Origin of the sequence: Streptomyces nojiriensis (assembly GCF_017639205.1) — a bacterium.
GTDB lineage: Bacteria > Actinomycetota > Actinomycetes > Streptomycetales > Streptomycetaceae > Streptomyces > Streptomyces nojiriensis.
Genome location: NZ_CP071139.1, coordinates 3,862,015 through 3,882,873, shown reverse-complemented (window position 1 = coordinate 3,882,873; position 20,859 = coordinate 3,862,015). Strand labels below are relative to the sequence as shown.

The 20,859-nt window shown below is 73.3% G+C and carries 14 protein-coding genes; 6 read left to right on the top strand and 8 right to left on the bottom strand.

Annotated elements, in window-relative coordinates; genetic code table 11:
* Positions 1–141: 141 nt before the first annotated feature.
* Positions 142–1,641, bottom strand: a complete 1,500-nt coding sequence (locus tag JYK04_RS18010; protein WP_229875109.1) for an LCP family protein — start codon at positions 1,639–1,641, stop codon at positions 142–144.
* A gap of 175 nt (positions 1,642–1,816) precedes the next feature.
* On the opposite strand from JYK04_RS18010, the gene JYK04_RS18005 reads away from it, so the two are divergent.
* The gene (locus tag JYK04_RS18005; protein WP_189735595.1) at positions 1,817–2,842 is read left to right on the top strand and encodes a glycosyltransferase family 2 protein; all 1,026 of its coding nucleotides are present in this window, start codon (positions 1,817–1,819) and stop codon (positions 2,840–2,842) included.
* A 73-nt stretch (positions 2,843–2,915) separates the two neighbouring features.
* On the opposite strand, the gene JYK04_RS18000 is transcribed toward JYK04_RS18005, so the two are convergent.
* From JYK04_RS18000 to JYK04_RS17985, 4 genes are all read right to left on the bottom strand, one after another.
* Positions 2,916–4,628: an LCP family protein gene (locus tag JYK04_RS18000; RefSeq protein ID WP_229875110.1), complete on the bottom strand. Its 1,713-nt coding sequence runs from the start codon at positions 4,626–4,628 to the stop codon at positions 2,916–2,918.
* Positions 4,629–4,687: 59 nt separating this feature from the next.
* A complete protein-coding gene (locus tag JYK04_RS17995; protein WP_189735596.1) occupies positions 4,688–6,427 on the bottom strand; it encodes an LCP family protein in 1,740 nt (579 codons plus the stop codon).
* A gap of 221 nt (positions 6,428–6,648) precedes the next feature.
* Positions 6,649–7,875, bottom strand: a complete 1,227-nt coding sequence (locus tag JYK04_RS17990) for an LCP family protein (protein ID WP_189735598.1) — start codon at positions 7,873–7,875, stop codon at positions 6,649–6,651.
* A gap of 185 nt (positions 7,876–8,060) precedes the next feature.
* A complete protein-coding gene (locus JYK04_RS17985) occupies positions 8,061–8,810 on the bottom strand; it encodes a TIGR03089 family protein (RefSeq protein WP_189735599.1) in 750 nt (249 codons plus the stop codon).
* Positions 8,811–8,949: 139 nt separating this feature from the next.
* Here JYK04_RS17985 and JYK04_RS17980 point away from each other — a divergent pair, with 139 nt between their 5' ends.
* Together JYK04_RS17980 and JYK04_RS17975 are read left to right on the top strand one after the other, a co-directional pair.
* Positions 8,950–10,338: a peptidoglycan recognition protein family protein gene (locus tag JYK04_RS17980; protein ID WP_189735601.1), complete on the top strand. Its 1,389-nt coding sequence runs from the start codon at positions 8,950–8,952 to the stop codon at positions 10,336–10,338.
* Positions 10,339–10,464: 126 nt separating this feature from the next.
* Complete coding sequence (locus tag JYK04_RS17975) at positions 10,465–11,463, top strand: DNA-3-methyladenine glycosylase family protein (protein ID WP_189735603.1); 999 nt, start codon at positions 10,465–10,467, stop codon at positions 11,461–11,463.
* Between the two features lie 203 nt (positions 11,464–11,666).
* Here the strand turns inward: JYK04_RS17975 and JYK04_RS17970 are convergent, their stop codons facing one another.
* The 3 genes from JYK04_RS17970 to JYK04_RS17960 are packed head-to-tail and all read right to left on the bottom strand — an operon-like array spanning position 11,667 to position 14,502.
* Complete coding sequence (locus JYK04_RS17970) at positions 11,667–12,965, bottom strand: coenzyme F420-0:L-glutamate ligase (RefSeq protein WP_189735605.1); 1,299 nt, start codon at positions 12,963–12,965, stop codon at positions 11,667–11,669.
* Entirely contained in the window at positions 12,962–13,921 is a 960-nt protein-coding gene (cofD, locus tag JYK04_RS17965; protein ID WP_189735607.1) for a 2-phospho-L-lactate transferase, read from the bottom strand. Before cofD ends, JYK04_RS17970 begins: the two co-directional genes overlap by 4 nt.
* 41 nt (positions 13,922–13,962) lie before the next feature.
* Positions 13,963–14,502, bottom strand: a complete 540-nt coding sequence (locus JYK04_RS17960) for a cysteine dioxygenase (RefSeq protein ID WP_189735609.1) — start codon at positions 14,500–14,502, stop codon at positions 13,963–13,965.
* 630 nt (positions 14,503–15,132) lie between these two features.
* Between JYK04_RS17960 and JYK04_RS17955 the strand changes: the two genes are divergently transcribed.
* From JYK04_RS17955 to JYK04_RS17945, 3 genes are all read left to right on the top strand, one after another.
* On the top strand, positions 15,133–15,396 hold the full coding sequence (locus JYK04_RS17955) for a WhiB family transcriptional regulator (RefSeq protein ID WP_003983763.1): 264 nt from the start codon (positions 15,133–15,135) through the stop codon (positions 15,394–15,396).
* 298 nt (positions 15,397–15,694) lie between these two features.
* Positions 15,695–19,354 (top strand): glycosyltransferase family 2 protein, encoded by a 3,660-nt coding sequence (locus JYK04_RS17950; RefSeq protein WP_189735611.1) that lies wholly within the window; start codon positions 15,695–15,697, stop codon positions 19,352–19,354.
* The gene (locus JYK04_RS17945; protein ID WP_189735612.1) at positions 19,351–20,832 is read left to right on the top strand and encodes a DUF5719 family protein; all 1,482 of its coding nucleotides are present in this window, start codon (positions 19,351–19,353) and stop codon (positions 20,830–20,832) included. The genes JYK04_RS17950 and JYK04_RS17945 overlap by 4 nt, the downstream gene beginning before the upstream one ends.
* The last annotated feature ends 27 nt before the right edge of the window (positions 20,833–20,859 follow it).

The window sequence follows — 20,859 nt, the reverse complement described above, 5'->3', positions numbered from 1 at the left end:
GCGTTGTCGGGGCGCCCGAGTACGTCCAGTACACGGGCGCCCCTCCGCCTTGCGATGCTTCCCCTCGGCCCTGGCGGGCCTGGGGAGGCCCCATGGCACCGGACGCCGCGGGCCTTACCGACGCCGCTTTGACGACAGGACCTAGGGTGCGTCCCCGCACACCACCTGGTCGCCGGTGACCACCCCGAAGGCGCCCTGGTAGGGGTCCTCGGCCCGCACCGGCACCACCTTGCGGTAGTCCGCGCCCGCGATCACCACCACCGTGCGGCCCTGGCCCGCCACGGCCCGCAGCTCGCTGCCCGGCAGCGCGGTCGCCACCGAGCGGGCGGAGCGGTCCCAGCGCGGGTCGTACGTGATCACCGTGCGCTTGACCTCGCGGCCGGCCCCGTTGCCCGGGGCCCCGGTGGTGTCGAATCCGGTGGCGCGCAGCGCGGCGTCCACCCGGCCGCCCATTCCGTCGATCCGGGTGCCGTTCTCCACCTGGACGCGGACCTCGCGCGGGGGCACGTCCACCGGCACGGCCGCCTGCGGGCCGCCGCCGGTCCTCCCCGGCCGGGCCGGGGACAGCGGCCGGTCCTCGCGCAGCGCCTCGAACAGCTTGGCCGCCTTCGGCTCGTCCCACTTCACGGTGGACCCGATGCCCTTGACGGGGAACGAGGGGCTGCCGATGGGCACCGAGGCGAATTCCGAGGAGGACGGGGCGAAGTCCCGCATCGCCTGCCCGAGGGCCAGCATCTGCTCCGAGCCGAAGTCCTTGTCGGCCCGGACGGAGCCGAGGAGCGTGGAGCTGACCTCCTTGAACTTCACCGGGTTCAGCAGCACCCCGCCCCCGGTCGCCTGCTTGATCAGGGCGGCGACGAACCGCTGCTGGCGCTGCATCCGGCCGAGGTCGGAGGCCCCGTCGACATGGCGCGAGCGCACGTACTGCAGGGCCTGCCCGCCGCTGAGGCGGTGGCTGCCCGGCAGCAGGTCGAGCCCGGTGTTGCGGTCCCGCATGGTCTTGGCCGTGCAGATCTCCACGCCGCCCATCGCGTCGACCGTCTTCATGAAGCTGGTGAAGTCGACCTCCAGGTAGTGGTCGATCTTCACCCGGGTCATGTTCTCCACGGTCCGCACGGTCAGGTTGGGCCCGCCCTCCGCGTACGCCGCGTTCAGCCGTACCGGGTGGGCCTTGTGCGCCTTGCCGGTGACGAGGTCCCGGTGCGCGGGCACCTCGGCGTAACTGTCGCGGGGCAGGCTGATCACACTGGCCCGCTCCTTGTCGGCCGACAGGTGCACCAGCATGATCGTGTCCGTGCAGTGGCACGGCGCGCCGCCCAGGCGGTACTCGCGCTTCTCCTCCGGGGAGACCTTCTCCCGCCCGTCGGTGCCCACCAGCAGGAAATTGAGGCCGTGTCCGGCCTGCGGCCGGTTCTTCATGTCCTTGAACGGGTCCACCCGCTCGATCCCGGTGTCCAGACCGGTCATCACGGCGTGCCCGATCGCCCCGGAGCCGAGCACCGCCACCGACACCCCGGCCGCGAGCCGTACGCCCCACCGGGGCCGTCCTTCCCGGTGCCGGGCGCGACCGCCTTCGCCGCGCCGGGCGCGCTGCGGCCGGGGCGGCCCGTCAGGACGGGCGGGACGGTGCGGCTGGGGCACGGTGGACACCTCCGCGGGGGCAGCAGGGAGACCGGCCGGGGCACTGACCGGATCGGCCGATTCGGCAGAACAGTAGGCCCATACGATCAGCAGCTGTCCTTACCGATCGCTCGGCGCGCACCCGGTTCCCCCGTACGCGGTAACGTGACACCGATACCCGACCTTGAAGGACCACATGCCCGCCCAGCAGCCCGCAGTCTCGGTGATCATGCCGGTGCTCAACGAGGAGCACTACCTCCGCGATTCCGTCCGCCACATCCTGGAACAGGAGTACGCGGGCGAGATGGAGGTGGTGATCGCACTCGGGCCGTCCACGGACCGCACCGACGAGATCGCCGCCGAACTGGTCGCCGAGGATCCCCGGGTCCACACCGTCCCGAACCCCACCGGTCGGACCCCGGCGGCGCTCAACGCCGCCATCAAGGCCTCGCGCCATCCGATCGTGGTGCGCGTCGACGGCCACGGCATGCTCTCGCCGAACTACATCGCCACCGCCGTCCGCCTCCTGGAGGAGACCGGCGCCCAGAACGTCGGCGGCATCATGCACGCCGAGGGCGAGAACGCCTGGGAAGAGGCGGTCGCCGCGGCGATGACCTCGAAGATCGGTGTCGGCAACGCGCCGTTCCACACCGGCGGCCAGGCGGGACCGGCCGAGACCGTCTACCTCGGAGTCTTCCGCCGTGAGGCGCTGGAGCAGCAGGGCGGCTACAACGAGGAGTTCATCCGCGCCCAGGACTGGGAGCTGAACTTCCGCATCCGCGAAGCCGGCGGCCTGATCTGGTTCTCGCCGGAGCTGATGGTCCAGTACCGTCCACGGCGCTCCGTACGGGCCCTGGCCAAGCAGTACAAGGACTACGGGCGCTGGCGGCACGTGGTGGCCCGCTACCACTCGGGCTCGATCAACCTGCGCTACCTGGCCCCGCCGACCCTCGTCTGCGCGCTCGCCGCGAGCGTGGTCGTGGGCGCGACCGTCACCCCTCTGGGCTTCGTCCTTCCGGCCGGCTATCTCGCGGCGATCACCGCCGGTTCCGTACCGGCGGGCAAGGGGCTCGGGATCAAGGCCAGGGCGCAGATCCCCGTCGCCCTGGCGACCATGCACCTGTCCTGGGGCTTCGGCTTCCTGACCAGCCCGCGGGCCCTGGCGGACAAGGTCATCGCCAGCCGCCGTCCGGCCGTGCAGCGGGACCCCTCGCAGGTCTGAGACGTACGAAGGGCCCGGCCCGGAGGCTGCGAACCGTCGCAGCCGCCGGGCCGGGCCCCTTTTCGTGTGCGCGCTACCAGGTGAAGCCGGGCTGGACCGCCATGCAGGCGCCCTCGTTGTCGCCGTTGAGCGCGTGGGCCGAGGTCGGGGCCACGGTCGGGGCGGGCGGCGGCGGGGTCGGCGCGTTGCCGGTCCGCCAGTCCTTCCCGACGAACAGGGTGATCCCGGAGACCTCCTCGGACTTCTGCACCGAGGAGGCGGGCAGGCCCAGGGCGGTGGCCACGACGCCCGCGTCGGCCGCCTGGGCGTCCGTGGCGTAGCGGACGACGGTGGTGTCCTCGGCGCCGGTCTGGGTGTCGGAGGCGGCCTTGGTGAAGCCCTTGCCGGTCAGCAGCGAGGCCACCTCGGTCGCCCGGTTCTTGACCCGGGCCTCGGCGCCCGCCTTGCCGCTCGTGGCGTTGCGGACGCTGACCGCGATCTTGGCGGGAGCCGCGGCCGGGGCCGTGCTCGCTGCCGTGGTCGGGGCGGCCGGCGTCGGCGTGCCCGCGGACGCGGAGGCGCCCGGGGACGGCGAGGCACCCTCCGCCGGGGTACCGGAGCCCTTGCCGTCGAGGGCGATGTCCTCGCGGATCATCCGGAACACGGCCTCGGCCTCGTCGGCCATGGGCTCGACCCGGCCGTCCATGCCGGGCTTGGTGCTGTACACCCACGGCATGGTGGTCATGGTGATCCGGCCCGGGGGCACCTTCTTGAGCTCCATGCTCAGGTCGTACAGCTTGTCGATCTTGTTCAGGCCGGTGTCCACGACCATGGCGTCGATCGCCGCCTGCGCCAGGCTGTTGAGCTTCACCGGGTTGGTGAGCTTGGCGTTCTTGCGGAACTCGCGGGCCATCGATGTCATGTACTGGTGCTGGGCGTGGGTGCGGCCGATGTCCGTGCCGTCCTCGAAGCCGTAGCGGGTGCGCATCCACTGCAGGGCCTGCTCGCCCTGGATGACGCTCGTGCCCTTGGGCAGCTTCAGACCGGAGCCCTTGCCGTCACGGGTGCGGGAGTGGACGTTCTCCTCGACGCAGACCGGGACACCGCCGATGGCGTCCGCCATCGAGACCACACCCTTGAAGTCGATCATCATGAAGTGATCGATGGGGATCTTGGTCAGCTCCTGCCAGGTGGCCACCGTGCAGCCCGGACCGCCGCGCTGCAGGGACTCGTTGGTCTGCACGAGGCCCTTGCTGGCGGGGTGCACCTTGCCGCCCGGTTCGGTGCACTTGGGCATCATCAGGATCGTGTCGCGCGGCATCGAGACCACCGACATGTTGCTGCGGTCCGCGGACAGGTGCAGCAGCATCTGCACGTCCGCCAGCGGCGGGCCGCCGAAGGTGTCCGTGGCCCCGCCGAGGGACTGGTTGGCCTCGTCGTCGCGCGCGTCGGAGCCGATCAGCAGGATGTTCAGCGGGGTCTGCCCGAAGGCGTTGGGCTTGGAACCGCCCAGCTTGGTCTCACCGAGGTTCAGCTGGTCCGTATGGATGCTGCCGTTCAGATGGCGGTAGTACAGGTATCCGGCGCCCGCCGTACCGAGTATCAGCAGGGACAGTACGGAGGCCGTCCAGCGCAGCACGCGCCGCCGGCCCTGCCTGCGGGCGGGGACGGCGCCGACCGCCTGGCGACCCGCCCTGGAGCCGCCCCGCTGTGGGGGCACCGTGCCGGACGCGTCCGCCCCGCCGCCGGATATCTCCCCGGTGGCCTGGGCGTTCGCCCCCTCTCCTCGCACGCTGCTGTGCCTCACACGTCCCCCTCAAGATCCTTCTTGGTCAACAGAGTGCCGGTGTCACCGGCCGAGTCCTGTTACTTGGCGCAGATCGCCTTGTCGGCCTGCGCCCGCTGCACGTCTTCGGGCAGCTGCTGGGGCACCGGGGCCGCCAGCGGGGCGCCCGGCTGCTGGAAGTCCGGACCCAGCGTCAGCTTCATCGGGGTCTTCGCCGGAGCGTCCGCCGTCCCCACCTTCAGCGCGGTCGCGGGCAGGCCCATGATGTCCGCCAGTGCCCGGGCCTGGTCGGCCTGGTTGGGTGCGTACTCCAGCTGGGTGGCGCCGACCTTCGCGGGTGCGTTGCCGACGTTGCTGGACCTCTGCACGCCCTTGCTGTTCTGCAGCCAGTTCAGCGTGGTGGAGGCGGAGCCCTTCGGGCCGCCGCCGTTGTAGATGCTCACCCGTACGTCCGCCGCGGCCGCGCGGGTGCCCTGGAGCAGCGCGTCCTGCTTGGCCTTCGCGTCCGCGTCGGCCGCCTCCTTGGCGGCCTGTTCCTTCTTCTCGACCTCCGTGAGCGAGACGTCCCCCCGGATCATCTGCAGCAGCGGATCGGCCAGGGCGTGATCGACGACGACGGTCGCCTTCTTGCCTTCCGGTTCAGCCGGGTTGTCGAGCACCGGGAGGGTGGTGAAGGTGATGTTCTTCGTGTCGATGCCCTTCAACTCGCCCGCCAGATCGGTGAGTTTGCCGATGGACCCGATACCCGAGTCCACGCCCAGCGACTTGGTGGCGGCCTCCGCGAGGGAGAGGAACTTCTTGGGACTGGTCAGCGTCTCCTTCGACTTCATCTCACGCATCATCGAACCCAGGAACTGCTGCTGGATCCTGATCCGGTCGAGGTCGCTGTTGTTGCCGAAGCCGTGCCGGGTGCGGACGAAGGCGAGGGCCTGTTCGCCCTCCAGCCGGTGTTCGCCGGCGTCCAGCTTGAGGTGGGAGCCCTCTTCGTCGTTGACGGCCTTGTCCAGGCACACCGGCACGCCGCCGACCGCCGTGCTCAGCGTCTTGACGGCGTTGAAGTCGGCCATCATGAAGTGGTCGACCTCGATGCCGGTGAGTTCCTTGACCGTTCGCATCGTGCAGCCCGCGTCGCGACCCTCCTGGCCCAGGCTGGTGTTGAAGCGGGTGCCCTTGGAGGGGGCGATCGTCTTCGTCGATCCGTCCGGCTGTTTCGTCGGGCAGGCCGGGATGTTGGTGATCAGGTCGCGGGGGATGGACAGCGCGGTCGCGTTGGTCCGGTCCTTCGAGACGTGGAACAGGATCGTGGTGTCGGCGTGGCCGACGCTGTCCTTGTCCCCGTAGTTCTCGTTGCCCGCGCCGGTGCGCTTGTCGGTTCCGATGACCAGGATGTTGATGGCCTGGTCCTTCTTGAAACCGCCCGTGCCCGCGCCCGCCACGTCGGTGACGCTGAGGTTGCCGTTCAGGTGGTCGTAGTAGAGGTACCCCGCCACGGCGCCGCCGACCAGCAGGAACGCCACGACCCCGCCGGTGACGGCCAGCGCCTTCTTGCGGCGTCCACCGCCGCCGCCCGCGCCCTTGCGGGAGCGGCCGCCGCGCCGACCGCCGGGAGGCGGGTCGCCACGGCGCGGCTTCGGCACACCGGGGGAGGGAGCGGTGGGGGCTGAAGGAGCAGACGGTGATCTGCGGGGTGCGGTGACCTTCGGCCGCGCTTGCGCGGCGGAGTCGGCCAGTCGCAGTTCGTAGTTGCCGGTGCGGGGATTGAGTACCCACTGGTCTGCGGGGTCGATCTCGTCCGCCCGCCCACGGCTTTGCGCATCCACGGTTGCTCGAATCCTCCGTCGGTGCCTCGCGACGCGCCTCCCCCAGGCGCACGGTCAACGATCCGGCTGCTGGTGCCCGTCTCTGATCCGGCCGGGCACCGGATCGCTCACCCTATCCGCCCTGTTCGGCGGCAAACCATGCTGGTGACAAATTCCACTCCCCTTATAACGGGGTGAATCGCCCATCCTGCTCGGTTCGGTCACCGGCTTTTTGGATTGCTTTACCGGCAGTCGGCGTTACCTGCAGTGGTTCCCGTAAAAGTAGGGACGGGTACCTGAGGTGTGACGGTTCCCTCGTCGGAGGAGTCCGTGTCCGAACCGGCCTCCGTGCCCGACCCCGCGGCCTCGGTCGGACGCGCGGTCGGGGTGGGCTCCGGCGGGGCCACCGTGACCGGCTTGTCCATCCGCAGCTGCTCGAACAGCCGCGCCGCGTCGGGCTCGACCAGCTCGTCCCGGTTCGGGTCGGGCGCGTACGGCCTGCGCGGCACCGTCAGGAACTTGACCTGATCGGTCGGTATGTCCCGCATGCTCCGCACGAGTTCGTACAGGCCGCGCAGCGAGGCCAGTCCCGGGTCCGTGGTCACCGAGGAGGTCGCCGCGTCCAGCAGCGGGTACAGCCGCGCCGGATTCAGCAGCACCCCGTTGCTCTGCACCTTCTTGACGAGCGAACCGAGGAACTGCTGCTGCCGGTCCATCCGTTCGGTGTCACTGCCGTTGCCCAGGCTGTGGCGGGCGCGGACGTATCCCAGCGCCTGCTCGCCCCGCAGGGTCTGGCGCCCGGCCTTCAGCCGCAGCTTGGCCTCGGAGTCGTTCACCGGCTCCTTGAGGCAGACCTCCACCCCGCCGATGGCGTCGACCATCTTCTTGAACCCGCCGAAGTCGATCACCATGTGGTGGTCGACGCGGATCCCGGTCAGCTTCTCCACCGTACGGATCGTGCAGGCGGCCCCGCCCCACTGGAACGCCCAGTTGAACTGGGCGAACCGCGCGGCGGTGCGGCTCCCGTCCACCTGCAGGCAGGAGGGGATGTCCGCCATCAGGTCCCGGGGTATCGACACCGCGGTCGCGCTCCTGCGGTCCTGCGGCAGGTGCAGCAGGATCGTGGTGTCCGAGCGCTCGGAGCCCTTGTCCCGCCCGTACCCGGCGTTGTTCCTGCCGGAGCGCGAGTCCGAGCCGATCAGCAGGATGTTCTGGGACCCGGTGGACCGGTGCGCCGGGCGGTCGCGCTCGTAGCGCCGCAGCTCGGCCGCGGCCGAGGTGTCCTCGGTGATGTTCCCGTCGAGCTTGTTGTAGAGCCACCAGCCGGTGGCCGTACCCGCCAGGACCAGGAAGACCGCCCCGAGGCCGATCCAGCGCAGCAGCCGGCGCCGGCGCCCGGGGCTGCGCGGGGGCCGCCCCGTGCCCCCGGCCGCATCGGTGCCGCCCGGTATGCCTGCGCTGTCCGTCACTGGCGTCCGTCCCCTCGCCGCTACGACTGCGGGCCGTCGGCCGTACGGGTGAGCACGGCCACTGCCGATGCTGCCCCCGGGGCGCCGGAGCGGCCCGGGGGCGGGGGCCTGTCTAGGGCCGTCCGGGTGACAAATCGCCCGTACCTGCCTTTCACCAGTGTGAGCGACAGGCCTCCGGGCGGCGATCAGACGGTGTGGGTGACGCGCTCGCTCTCGCTGCGCTGCGCCAGCCCGTCCGCCGGGAGCCGGTCCAGGTTCCGGCACAGCACCACGGACCCGCCCGCGGCCAGCGCGGCGTACAGCCCGGCCGAGAGCCCCTCCCAGGTGTCGTAGCCGAGCCCGGTCAGCACCCGCGAGCCCTCTCCGAGGCCGAGCTTCGCCGCGTCCTCGCGGGCGCGGGCCACCAGCGCCGTGTGCGTGAGCTCCTCGCCGCCGACGACCAGCGCCGGGCCCTCGGGATCCACCGGCACGAAGGGCGCGAAGCGGTCGCCCTGCCCCGGCACCTCCACGGCGTAGTCGGCGAACCCGGCCGGCGGCTGCGGGAACCGTCCGCCCAGCGGCCGCAGCGCGAGCGCCACCCGCTCACCGCCGCACGCCAGGGCCCGCTCCAGGGTGTCCGGCCCGCTGACGACGAGATCCGCACCGGCCGGATCCCCGCCGACCTCGGCGACGACCCCGACGGAGGCACAGGCGAGCAGCCACACCGCGCTCTGCCAGTGGGCGGGGAGCAGCAGCGCGAGCCGGTCCCCGGGCTCGGCGCCCAGGTCGCCCTGGAGCAGATTGGCGGTCTTGGCCACCCAATTGGCGAAGGTCGCGACGGACAATTCGACGCGCTCGCCGGTGGCATCGTCGTAGAAGGTGACGAGCGGGCGGCCCGGATCGGCGGCGAGCGCGGATCGCAGCAGGTCGGCAGGGGTGCGGTCAGTGGCGTTCACCCGGCACAGCGTACGCGGGCCCGTCCCCCGTACGGGGGCCGTCGGCTCCTCCGTACGGGGGAGGGGTACGCGCGGCGTGTCGGACGGAGCGTCAGATCTCGGATGGCGCCCGGCGATCCACGTGCTCACCATCCTTTTCATGCGTGGATTCCTTGCTTCCTCGATCGGCGTCGCGACGGCCGCCGCACTGGCCCTGCCCCTCGCGCTCGCCACCCCCGCCCTGGCCGAGACCGCCCCCGTAACCCCCGCCGGGTCCACCCAATCGCTGCCGCTCGTCCCGCTGGGACCCTCGGCGACGCGGGCGCCCGGAGTCCCCGGAATGAGCGCCTCCCCGGGCCGCCCCGAGACGCAGGGCCTGACCGCACGCGAGGTCAAGACGTTCTCGCTGGTCGGCGTGGTCTGGGACGACGCGGCCACCGAACTGCACGGCCGGGTCCAGGTGCGCACCCGCTCCACCCGGACCGCCACCTGGTCGGACTGGCAGGACGTCGAGACCCACAACAGCGAGCACGCCGCCGACCCCGACGCCGCGGAACGCGGCTCCCGCCCGATCCGCGGCGCCACCGCCCCGCTGTGGGTGGGCGAGTCCGACGCCGTGGAGGTCCGCGTCCAGGCCGAATCCGGGGCCCCGGCCACCCGCGCGCCCTCCCGGCTGCCCACGGGCATGCGGATCGAGCTCGTCGACCCGGGCGCGGAACCCCCCGCCACGGGCTCCGACGGCAAGAACACCGGCCCCGACGGCGACGGCAAGGGCGAGGTGGCGGTGCCCGCCATGACGATGGAGACGGCGGAGTCCTCCGCCGCGAACGTCCCGCACGCCTCGCTCGGCGCGAACGAGATCACCGCACTCGACAAGGCCGACTCCACCGCCGACGCGATCTTCGCGAGCGACGGCGAACTGACCGCGGCGGCCGCCCCGTACATCGGCCCGCGCCCGCGGATCGTCACCCGCAAGGGCTGGGGCGCGGACGAGGGCCTGCGCGAGTCGGGCTTCGTCTACACGAGCACGGTCAAGGCGGCCTTCGTCCACCACACCGCCTCCGGCAACAACTACGCCTGCAAGGACGCCCCCGCCGTCCTGCGCAGCCTGTACCGCTACCACGTGATCAGCAACGGCTGGCGGGACCTCGGCTACAACTTCGCCGTCGACAAGTGCGGCACGGTCTACGAGGGCCGCGCGGGCGGCGTCTCCAAGGCGGTCCTCGGCGCGCACACCATGGGCTTCAACACCAACAGCATGGGCGTCGCAGTGCTGGGCACCTTCACCTCCTCGGCCCCGCCCGCGGTGGTGGTCGACTCGGTCGCCCGCCTCACGGCCTGGAAGCTCGGCCTCTTCGGCCGGGACCCGCGCGCGAAGACCACCCTGACGTCGGGCGGAGGCAACCGCTACCCCAAGGGCAAGAGCGTGAAGATGAACGTCATCTCCGGCCACCGGGACGGCTTCGCCACCCAGTGCCCGGGCGCGAAGCTCTACGCCAAACTGGGCGCCACCCGCACGGCCTCGGCGAAACTCCAGGGCCGGCCGTAGGCCGTCCGCCGGGTTCGCGGGTGCGGCGCCGTCGCCGGGCCCCGCCCCCACCCCCTACGGCGCTCGGCGCGGGGTCCGGGGCGGAGCCCCAGGGGGACGCGGCCGGGCAGCGCTACGCTCGGTGGCATGGCCGGCCGCTTCGATCCCCTCACCCGCGCCGCGGTCCGCGGCGGCCGCACCGACGTACCCGCCGGCCGGGGCGCCGCCGCCGGCTCGGGGGCCCGGGAGCGCAGCTGGACCCCCGCCGGGCCCGTCGACCTCGGCCTCACCCTCGGCCCCCTCAGACGCGGCCCCGCCGACCCCACCTTCCGCACCACCCCCGACGGCTCGGTCTGGCGCACCGGCCGCACCCCGCAGGGCCCGGCCACCCTCCGCGTGTCCCGTGCGGGCGAGCTGGTGCACGCCGAGGCCTGGGGCCCCGGCGCCGACTGGTTCCTCGAACAGCTGCCCGCGCTCCTCGGCGCGGCCGACGACCCCGCCGCCTTCGTGCCCCGCCACCGCCTCGTGCACGCCAGCCACCGCCGCCGTCCCGGCCTGCGCCTCACCCGTACCGGCCTGGTCCTCGAATCCCTGATCCCGACGGTCCTGGAGCAGAAGGTCACCGCCGACGAGGCCTACCGCGCCTGGCGCCGCCTGGTCCGGCAGTACGGCGAGCCCGCCCCGGGCCCGGCCGGCCCGGACCTGTACGTCGTGCCCGCGCCGCGCACCTGGGCCATGATCCCGTCCTGGGACTGGCACAAGGCCGGGGTCGACGCCAAGCGCTCCGCCACGATCGTGCGGGCGGCCCGCTTGGCGAACCGCCTGGAGGAGGCGGCCGCGATGGACCTGCCCGAGGCCGTGCGAAGGCTGGAGGCCGTTCCCGGCATCGGCCCGTGGACCTCCGCCGAGACCCTCCAGCGCAGCAACGGCCACCCCGACGCGATCACCACCGGCGACCTCCACCTGCCCGGCATCATCGGATACGCCCTCGCGGGCGACCGCGACACCGACGACGCCGCCATGCTGGAGCTCCTCGCCCCGTACGCGGGCCAGCGCCACCGCGCGGCCCGCCTCGTCCTCCTCGCGGGCCACACGCCGCCCCGCCGCACGCCCCGCATGCCGCGCGGCGACATCGGCCGCTTCTAGGCGGCCCGCCGGTCACCAGGGCCCGCGGGCCCTGGCACCGCGCTTCGCCGCGTCGTCCTCGGTCGTCGATGCTCCGCACGGACTCCCCCGTCCGCCTTGCGACGCTTCCCCTCGGCCCTGCCGTCAGGCGCCCCCGCCCCGCCGGACCCGGGCGCCCGGCAGGGCGCGGGCGGCCCGCCGATCCGCCGGGCACGCCGCAGGCGTCACCGCACCTGGATGAAGTCCGCCGCGGACCGCCCCGGCCGCTCCGCCGGGACCGCCGCCGGGTGCCCCACCGCCACCGTTCCCATCGGATCCCAGTCCTGCGGCAGCTCCAGCACCTCCCGCACCACGTCCCGGCAGAACATCGTCGAGGAAACCCACGCCGACCCCAGCCGCTCCCCGGCCAGCGCGACCAGCAGGTTCTGCACGCCCGCGCCCATGGCGACCACGAACATCTCCCGCTCCGCCGTGTCCCGCCGGGCGTGCCCGTAGTGGTGCGCGCCGTCCGTCACCAGACACGGCACCACGAGGTACGGGGCGGCCCGCAGCACGTCCCCGCGCCGCACCCGCTTCGCCACGGACTCCTCGGACTTGCCGTCCGCCCGCAGGTCCGCGATCCACGCGTCCCGCATCGCGTCCAGCAGCCGCACCCGGGAGGCCTCGGACTCCAGCAGCACGAACCGCCACGGCGTCGTGTGGTGCGGGGCCGGGGCCGTCACGGCCGCCGCCACCGCCCGCCGCACCGCGCCCGGGTCCACCGGCTCCGCCGTGAAGGCCCGTACGGTGCGGCGCTGCGTCACGGCTTCCCGTACCGCTTCCGACGTCCCCAACCGGAACATGTCGTCGGCCGGCGAGCGCACCAGGTCCCGGGCCGAGGAACCCTCGCCCAGTACGTGGCCCAGCCCGCGTACGACGGCCACCGGCAGCCCGGCCGCCTTGCCCTTCACCAGGTCACCGGCGGCGGCCAGCTCGTCCGCGGTCGCCACCACCGTCGAGCTCAGCGGATTGCCGTGCGCGTCCGTGCCGCCGCGCAGGTCGTCCAGGACCCGCACACCGGCCGAGCCGATCGCCACGTCCGTCAGTCCGGTGCGCCACGGCCGCCCGAAGGTGTCCGTCACGACCACGCCCACGTCCACGGACAGGACGTCGCGCACGCCGGCGCGGATCGCGGCGGCCGAGCCGTCCGGGTCCTCGGGCAGCAGCAGCACCGTGCCGGGGGCGGTGTTGGAGGCGTCCACACCCGCCGCGGCCATCACCAGGCCCTGCCGGTTCTCGACGATCCGCAGCGGACCCCGGCGCGCGACCACCCGTACGGTCTCGGCGTCGATCGCCGCCTCGCGCGAGTCGGCCTCCACGATCCGGCCCTCGGCCTTGGAGACGATCTTCGAGGTGACCAGCAGGACGTCCCCGTCCCGCAGGTCGGGGGCGGCCGTCGTGATCAGTTTCGCCAGGTCGTCGCCCGGCCTGACCTCCGGGATCCCGTCGACGGCCCGCACCTCGTACGCGGGCGCCGGCGTCACCGGGAGGCCTCCGCCAGCTCCAGCGCGGCGCGGGCCATCTCCGCGGTGGCCTCCACGTCGGTCATCATCAGCGGCACCGCGCGGCAGGTGATCCCGGCGGCTTCGACCTCGGCGACGGCGTCCGCGTCCGAGGTGTCCACGAGCCAGCCGTCCAGCAGCCCGGTCCCGTAGTGCAGGGCGACCGCGGCGGCGGTGGACTCGACGCCCACCGCGGCGAGCACCTTGTCGGCCATCCCGCGCACGGGCGCGCCGCCGACGATGGGGGAGAGGCCCACGACGGGCGCCGCGGCGGAGGCCACGGCCTCCCGGATGCCGGGGACGGCGAGGATCGTGCCGACCGAGACCACGGGGTTCGACGGCGGGAAGATGATCACGTCGGCGGCGGCGATGGCCTCCAGCACACCGGGCGCGGGCTTGGCCTGTTCGGCCCCCACGGGTACGACGGCCTCCGCGGCCACCGAGGCGCGCAGCCGGACCCAGTACTCCTGGAAGTGGATGACGCGGCGTTCCCCGGTGCCGGCCTCGGTGATCGCGACGTGGGTCTCGACCCGGTCGTCGGACATGGGCAGCAGCCGTACGCCGGGCTGCCAGCGGTCGCAGAGGGCCTCGGTGACGGCGCTCAGCGGGTAGCCCGCGCCGAGCATCTGCGTACGCACGATGTGGGTGGCGAAGTCGCGGTCGCCGAGGCCGAACCAGGTGGGGCCGACCCCGTACGCCGCGAGTTCCTCCTTGACGGTGAAGGACTCGTCGGTGCGGCCCCAGCCCTGGTCCTCGTTGATGCCACCGCCGAGGGTGTACATCACCGTGTCCAGGTCGGGGCAGACCTTGAGGCCGAAGAGGTGAATGTCGTCACCGGTGTTGCCGATGACCGTGATGTCCGCGTCGGGCACCGCCGACTTGAGTCCGGACAGGAACCGGGCGCCGCCTATACCGCCGGCCAGAACAACAATGCGCATGCAGACAGTCTGTCAGCCGCACTGCCGTCGGGGGGTGGAGGTCAGGCCGGTACGGACGCGGATTCGGCCGGGGTGCAGCTGTGCATCGGCATCTCGGTCAGGCCGGGGAAGTAGACGTGCAGGCTGACCGCGCCGTCGAGGGTGTCGTTGACGACCTCGTGGGCGTAGCCGGGGGCGAGGACGCGCTGGGTGCCCGGGCGGTGGGTGCTGCGGCCGCGGGGGGTGTGCTCGGTGAGCTCGCCCTCCAGGACGGTCATGACGCCGGAGGAGGCGCCGTGGTCGTGGAGGCCGCTGCCCTGGCCGGGGACCCAGCTGAGCAGCCAGACCTCGTAGCCGGGGCCGGTGCGCAGCCGGTGGTACCAGCGGGTGGTGGCGTCGTACTCGACGAGGTGCTCCCAGGAGGCGCGGTCCTCGGCGATGGAGCGGGCGAGCCCGGCGAACTCGGCGACGGTGGCCGGGTGTTCACGGGCGGGCTGGAGGAGGTGCTGGACGGCGAGGATGTCGCCGGCGATCTGGAGGTCGCTCTCGACCGTGGCGGAGGCGACGGGGGAGGTGGGGGTGGCGCTGTTCGTGCTGTTCATCGTGGGGGGTACCTCGACGTATGTCAGTGGTGCTGGCGGTTGCTGCGGGGACGGGCCGGAGCTCTGGGGAGCCGGGGCTCCGCGGGCATCAACAGCTGCAACAGCAACAGCGAACCTGGGCAGCGCACAGGAACCCACGAATGGGGGTCCGGGTGGTGGCTGCGGGCGCTGACATGCAAACAAGGAGAACGGCTCGGGGGTCTGACTGTCAACCCAATGTCCGCTTTGGGGTAAAAGTTTCACCTCATCCGGTTACCGTGCCCGGAGAAAGGTTTGTGCAGTGTGCGACAGGGGATGTGGCGCTGTGTCGGCGCTCAAACACGATCCCGACTTCCGTGACCTGAATGTGATCTGCGCCGCTTCTCCGGCCGGACCGCAACCCCGCCCGGAGGTGGCACGTGGAATACGGGTAAAGGCGGGCATCCTGTGGTGCCGGTGGCATGTGTCACGATTTTTGGCGATATGAACACTTTCTGCATAGGCTTGGTTCCGCAGAGTGAATAAGGGGCCCAATAGCAGATCTCGGCTTGACTGCCCCGGAGCCACGCACTTGTAATTTCACTCGTGTCGTTACGTAGCAATCAGTGACGACATCGTCACGGGGACGCACAGACAGAGCGAGGGGCGCACATGACCGAGCTGTTTCAGGAACTGCTGGTCGAGGAGGCGGACGAAGAGCTCGGGTGGCAGGAGCGCGCTCTGTGCGCCCAGACCGACCCCGAGTCCTTCTTTCCCGAGAAGGGCGGCTCCACCCGCGAGGCCAAGAAGGTCTGCCTCGCCTGCGAGGTCCGCTCCGAATGCCTTGAGTACGCCCTCGCCAACGACGAGCGATTCGGCATCTGGGGCGGTCTGTCCGAGCGGGAACGCCGCCGCCTGAAAAAGGCAGCGGTCTGAAACGGCCGACGCACCACCGGTCAGGCACCCACCGCACCACGCACGACATAGCGAACGCACCACGACACGCACCACGACCCGCACCGCAGCACGCACCACAGAGCGCACTTCGACGCATGGCGGACAGCGCGCCGAACGGGACGACGAGCGCGACACACAGCACGGCACACGGTCCGCCTCCTGCACCTTCCCCGCAGGAGGCGGACCGCTGTCGTGACAGCCGTTAGGGTGGGGCGCTGTCCAGCAGCCTCCGAGGGCACACCACCCCCGGACCCCCGGCCGGAGGGCCCGTACCGCGATGTCCCTGCACAGCCAGTCGACGGCCTCCTACCAGGCCCCAGCCACACCCGAGTTCCCCCGGCACGTCGTCACCGCGGTCCTCGTCGCCCATGACGGCGCCCGCTGGCTGCCCCGGACACTCGCCGGCCTCCTCGGCCAGGAACGCCCCGCGCAGAACCACATCGCCGCCGACACCGGCAGCTCCGACGACTCCGCGCGCCTGCTCACCGAAGCCCTCGGCGACGACCGCGTCCTGCACCTCGCCCGCCGCACCGGCTTCGGCACCGCGGTCGACGAATCCGCACGCTCCGCGGGCACCCCGACCCCCGAGGACCTCCCGTACCTCAAGCGCCCCAGCGGCTGGGACCCCGTCAGCCGCACCTGGCGCGACGACACGTACGACCTGCCCGACCTCCCCCACGGCGAACCCGTCCAGTGGCTCTGGCTCCTGCACGACGACAGCGCACCCGAACCCGACGCCCTGACCGAACTGCTCCGCGTCGCCGAGGACAACCCCGACGCCGCCGTCATCGGCCCCAAGCTGCGCGGCTGGTACGACAAGAAGCAGCTCCTCGAAGCCGGCGTCACCATCGCCCGCAGCGGCCGCCGCTGGACCGGCCTCGACCGCCGCGAACAGGACCAGGGCCAGCACGACCAGGTCCGCCCCGTCCTGTCCGTCTCCACCGCCGGCATGCTGGTCCGCCGCGACGTCTACGACGAGCTCGGCGGCTTCGACCGGCGCCTGCCCCTGATGCGCGACGACGTCGACCTGTGCTGGCGCGCCCAGAGCGCCGGCCACACCGTCCTCGTCGCCCCCGACGCCGTCCTGCGGCACGCCGAGGCCGCCGCCCGCGAACGCCGCACCGTCGACTGCGCCGGACGCACCACGGCCGGCCCGCACCGCGTCGACAAGGCCGGCGCCGTCTACACGATCCTCGCCAACAGCTCCGGCCGCGCCCTCCCGTACGTCCTGCTGCGCGTCCTGCTCGGCACCGTGCTGCGCACCCTCGCCTACCTCATCGGCAAGGCCCCCGGCCAGGCCGTCGACGAACTCACCGGCCTGCTCGCCACCCTGCTCCGCCCCGGCCGGCTCCTCGCCGCCCGCAAGGCCCGCCGCCGCCCCGCCGTCCCCGCCGCCGAACTGCGCCCGCTCTTCCCCCCGCCGGGAGCCTCCCTGCGGGCCAACGCGGAACAGCTCGCCGGCTACTTCGGCAGCGACCGCGACGCCGCCGCCGCCCCCGCGGGCCGCCACGGCGGGGGCAGCGTCCTCGACGCCCCCCGCGAGGACGGCGACTACCTGGTGGAGACCGAGCGCTTCGCCCGCCTCAAGCGGCTCGCCCGCAACCCCGCCCCCCTGCTCCTCGGCCTCCTGGCCGTCGTCTCCCTCGCCGCCTGCCGCGCCCTGATCGGCGGCGACTCCCTCATGGGCGGCGCCCTGCTGCCCGCCCCCGGCAGCGGCTCCGAACTCTGGGGCGCCTACACCGACGGCTGGCACGCCGTCGGCACCGGCTCCACCGCGTCCGCGCCGCCCTACCTGGCCGTCCTCGGCACCCTCGCCACCCTGCTGTTCGGCTCCACCCAGGCCGCCCTGACCCTGCTGCTCGCCGGATCCGTCCCGCTCGCCGGCCTCACCGCCTACTTCGCCTCCCGGCCGCTCGTCGAATCCCGGCTGCTGCGCGCCTGGGCGGCCATCGCCTACGCCTTCCTGCCGGCCGTGACCGGAGCCCTCGCCGGCGGCCGCCTCGGCACCGCCGTCCTCGCCGTGGCGCTCCCCCTCCTCGCCCGCGCCGGCGTCGCCGCCTTCGACCTCGCCGACGGTGCGGAAGCCACCGACCGGCGGGGCGGCCGGCGCGCGGTGTGGACGTACACGCTGCTGCTCACCTTCACCACCGCCTTCACCCCCGTCGTATGGCCGCTGGCCGCCGTCCTCGGGACCGCCGCCCTGGTCCTGCGCCGCGCCCACTGGAAGGCGTACGGCCTGCGGCTGCTCGCCACCCTCGCCGTCCCGCTCGTCGTGCTCGCCCCCTGGTCACTGGGCCTGTTCACCCACCCCGGCCGCCTCCTGCAGGAGGCCGGACTGCCCTTCGGAGCCGGCTCCGCCGACGCCCTGGGCCTGCTCGCCATCAGCCCCGGCGGCCCCGGCACCGGCGCCGGACCGGTGCTCGTCGGCATCGTCCTCGCCGCCCTGGCCGCCCTGCTGCGCGCCGACCGCGCCTTCGCCGTCCGCACCGCCTGGGCCGCCGCCTTGGCCGGACTGCTCCTCGCCGTCGTCCTCAACCGCACCGCCTGGGCCGGCCCCGCCACCCTCGTCTACGGGCTCGCCCTGCTCGCCGCCGCCGCGCTCGGAGCCGACGGAGCCAGGGAACGCGTCGCCGCCCGCAGCTTCGGCTGGCGCCAGCCGCTGGCGGCCCTCATCGCCCTGGCCGCCGCAGTGGGCCCGCTGGTCGCCGCCGCGACCTGGATGTTCGCCGGCGCCGACGGCCCGCTGCAGCGCCGCGACCCCGTCCAGGTCCCGGCCTTCGTCGCGGACGCGGGCGGCGACGACAACCAGACCCGCACCCTGATCCTCGACCTGGCCCCGCCCGCCACCGTCTCCTACAGCCTCGTCCGCGGCTCCGGCGGCCGCATCGGCGACGCGGAGGTCACCGCGCGCACCGGCGCCGACACCCGCCTCGACAAGGTCGTCTCCAACCTCGTCGCCGGCTCCGGCGCCGACCAGTCCAGCCAGCTCAGCGCCTACGCCATCCGCTTCGTGATGTTCCGCCCCGGCGGCCCCGAGGAGATCCGTCGCGTCCTCGACGCCACCCCGGGCCTCAGCCGGCGCCACCAGCAGGACGGCACCGCCCTGTGGGGCGTCGAACCCTGGCTGCCGCGCGCGGTCGTCGTCTCCGGCAAGCAGGGCGAAGCCCCGATCCCGGTCGCCGCCGGACCCGTCGAGGTCCACAGCAAGATCCCCGCCGGTGACGCCGGCCGCGTCCTGCGCATCGCCGACCGGGCCGACGAAGGCTGGCAGGCCACCCTCGACGGCAAGCCCCTCAAGCCCAAGACCCTCGACGGCTGGGCGCAGGGCTTCGAACTGCCCGCCGACGGCGGCCGCCTCGACCTCGTCCACGAGGACTCCCTGCTGCGGACCGCCTGGTACTGGGTCCAGGGCCTCCTCGCCCTGGTCCTGGTGGTGATGGCCCTGCCCGGCCGCCGTGCGGAGCTCGACGACGACCTGCCGGAGGAGGAGGCCGCGCTCCCCGACCGGCCCGGCCCGGGCGAGGCCGGCGAGGGCCGCCGCGCCCGCCGGCTGCGCGCCGAGGCCGAATCGGCCCCCGTACCGGCGGAGACCGCGGCGGTCGCCGACCCGTACGCGCAGATCCCGGCGCAGCCGGCGTACGGCGACGACGGCTACGCGTACCAGGCGCACGGCGACCAGGGCGGCTACGCCTACGAGCAGCAGCAGACCCCCTACGACCAGTACCCGCAGTACGACCAGCAGGGCGGTCAGGCCGGCCAGGGCGGGCACGGCGGTCAGGCCTACGCGGACCCCTACCCGCAGCAGCCCCCGAACCAGCCGGTCCAGGACCCGGACCAGCAGCAGTACACCTACCCGTACGAGCCGTACCAGCCGTACGACCCCCACCACCCCCACGCACCGCACGACCCGCGTCCGGACGGGAGCCCCCAGCAGTGAAGCAGCGCGCACCCCTGACGCTGGCGGCGGTGACCGCGGCCCTGGCCGCCCTCACCGGCGTCGCCGCCCTCACCGCACCCGCCGCCGACGGGAAGGCCGCCGACGGCAAGGCGGCCGCCGCCCGGATGCCGGTGGAACGGTCCCTGCTGGTGTGCCCGGGGCCCAGCTCCTCGGACATCGCCGAGACCACGTACACGTCCTTCACCCCCGGCGCGCCCGCCGGCGAGGGCAAGGGCTCGGCCCGGCTGCTCGGCGCGACCAAGGACGCCAAACCGGTGCTGGAACCCAAGGAGCCCGGCAAGCCCCTCGGGGCCACCGCGAGCGGCGCCGACGCCCCCGCCCTCACCGGCAGCGCCGACGGGGTCCTCGCCCCCGGCTGGACCGCGCAGCTGACCACCAAGGTCTCGGTCGGCCGGAGCCGCGGCGTGCTCGGCGTCGGCTGCACCGCACCCGGCACCGACTTCTGGTTCCCCGCGGTGAGCACGGCCAAGGGCCGCGAGGACTACGTCCACCTCACCAACCCCGACGACGCCGCGGCCATCGTCGACATCAAGGTCTTCGGCCCGGACGGACCGGCCAAGCCCGACGCCGGCACCAGCGAGAGCATCCGGGTCGACCCCAAGTCCACCAAGACCGTCCTGCTGTCCACCCTGGTCCCGGGCGCGCAGCTCGCCGACGCCACCGCCCACGTGACCACCCGCGCGGGCCGGGTCGGCGCATCGGTGCAGGTCGGCGAGGAGGGGGTGGGCGCCGACTGGCTGCCGGCCTCCGCCGACCCCGCGGGCTCGCTCGTACTGCCGGGCATCCCGGCGGACGCCGCCTCCGTGAAGCTGGTCGTCTTCGTACCGGGCGAGGAAGACGCGGACCTGAAGGTGCGCCTGGCCGCACCCGGCGGCTCGATCAGCCCGGCCGGCAACGAGCAGCTGCACGTCAAGGCCGGTATGACGGCGGCCGCGGACCTCAAGGACCTGACCCGCGGCGAGGCCGGTTCGCTGCTGCTGACCCCGTCCGACCCCAAGAAGTCCGCCCCGGTCGTCGCGGCGCTACGGGTGGTCCGCGGCAGCGGCGCCAAGCAGGAGATCGGCTTCATCCCCGCCACCGGGCCGGTCGGAGCACGGGCCACCGTGGCCGACAACCGGCCCGAGGAGAACGCCACCCTGCTGGCCCTGACCGCCCCGGGAGCCGACGCGAAGGTCAAGGTCACCGCCTCGCCGGGCACCGGCGGCGGCGAGGCGGCCTCCAAGGAGGTCGACGTCAAGGCGGGCACCACGCAGACGCTCACCCTCGCCCCGGCGGGCGGCAAGGGCTCCTACGCCCTCACCGTCGAGACCGTCTCGGGCGGCCCGGTCCACGCGGCCCGCACCCTGTCCCTCCCGCACGAGGGCATCGCGATGTTCACCGTCCAGGGACTCTCGGACGACCGCTCCACGGTCTCGGTCCCCAAGGCCGCCCAGGACCTCTCCGTCCTGACCGGATGACCGGATGACCGGATCGACCACCGGATG

Excerpts from the sequence above, each read along its gene's own strand:
- JYK04_RS17980 (WP_189735601.1), top strand. The coding sequence starts at position 8,950 with ATGCGTGGATTCCTTGCTTCCTCGATCGGCGTCGCGACGGCCGCCGCA.
- JYK04_RS17955 (WP_003983763.1), top strand. The coding sequence starts at position 15,133 with ATGACCGAGCTGTTTCAGGAACTGCTGGTCGAGGAGGCGGACGAAGAG.
- JYK04_RS17960 (WP_189735609.1), bottom strand. The coding sequence starts at position 14,502 with ATGAACAGCACGAACAGCGCCACCCCCACCTCCCCCGTCGCCTCCGCC.
- JYK04_RS18005 (WP_189735595.1), top strand. The coding sequence starts at position 1,817 with ATGCCCGCCCAGCAGCCCGCAGTCTCGGTGATCATGCCGGTGCTCAAC.
- JYK04_RS17950 (WP_189735611.1), top strand. The coding sequence starts at position 15,695 with ATGTCCCTGCACAGCCAGTCGACGGCCTCCTACCAGGCCCCAGCCACA.
- JYK04_RS17975 (WP_189735603.1), top strand. The coding sequence starts at position 10,465 with ATGGCCGGCCGCTTCGATCCCCTCACCCGCGCCGCGGTCCGCGGCGGC.
- cofD (WP_189735607.1), bottom strand. The coding sequence starts at position 13,921 with ATGCGCATTGTTGTTCTGGCCGGCGGTATAGGCGGCGCCCGGTTCCTG.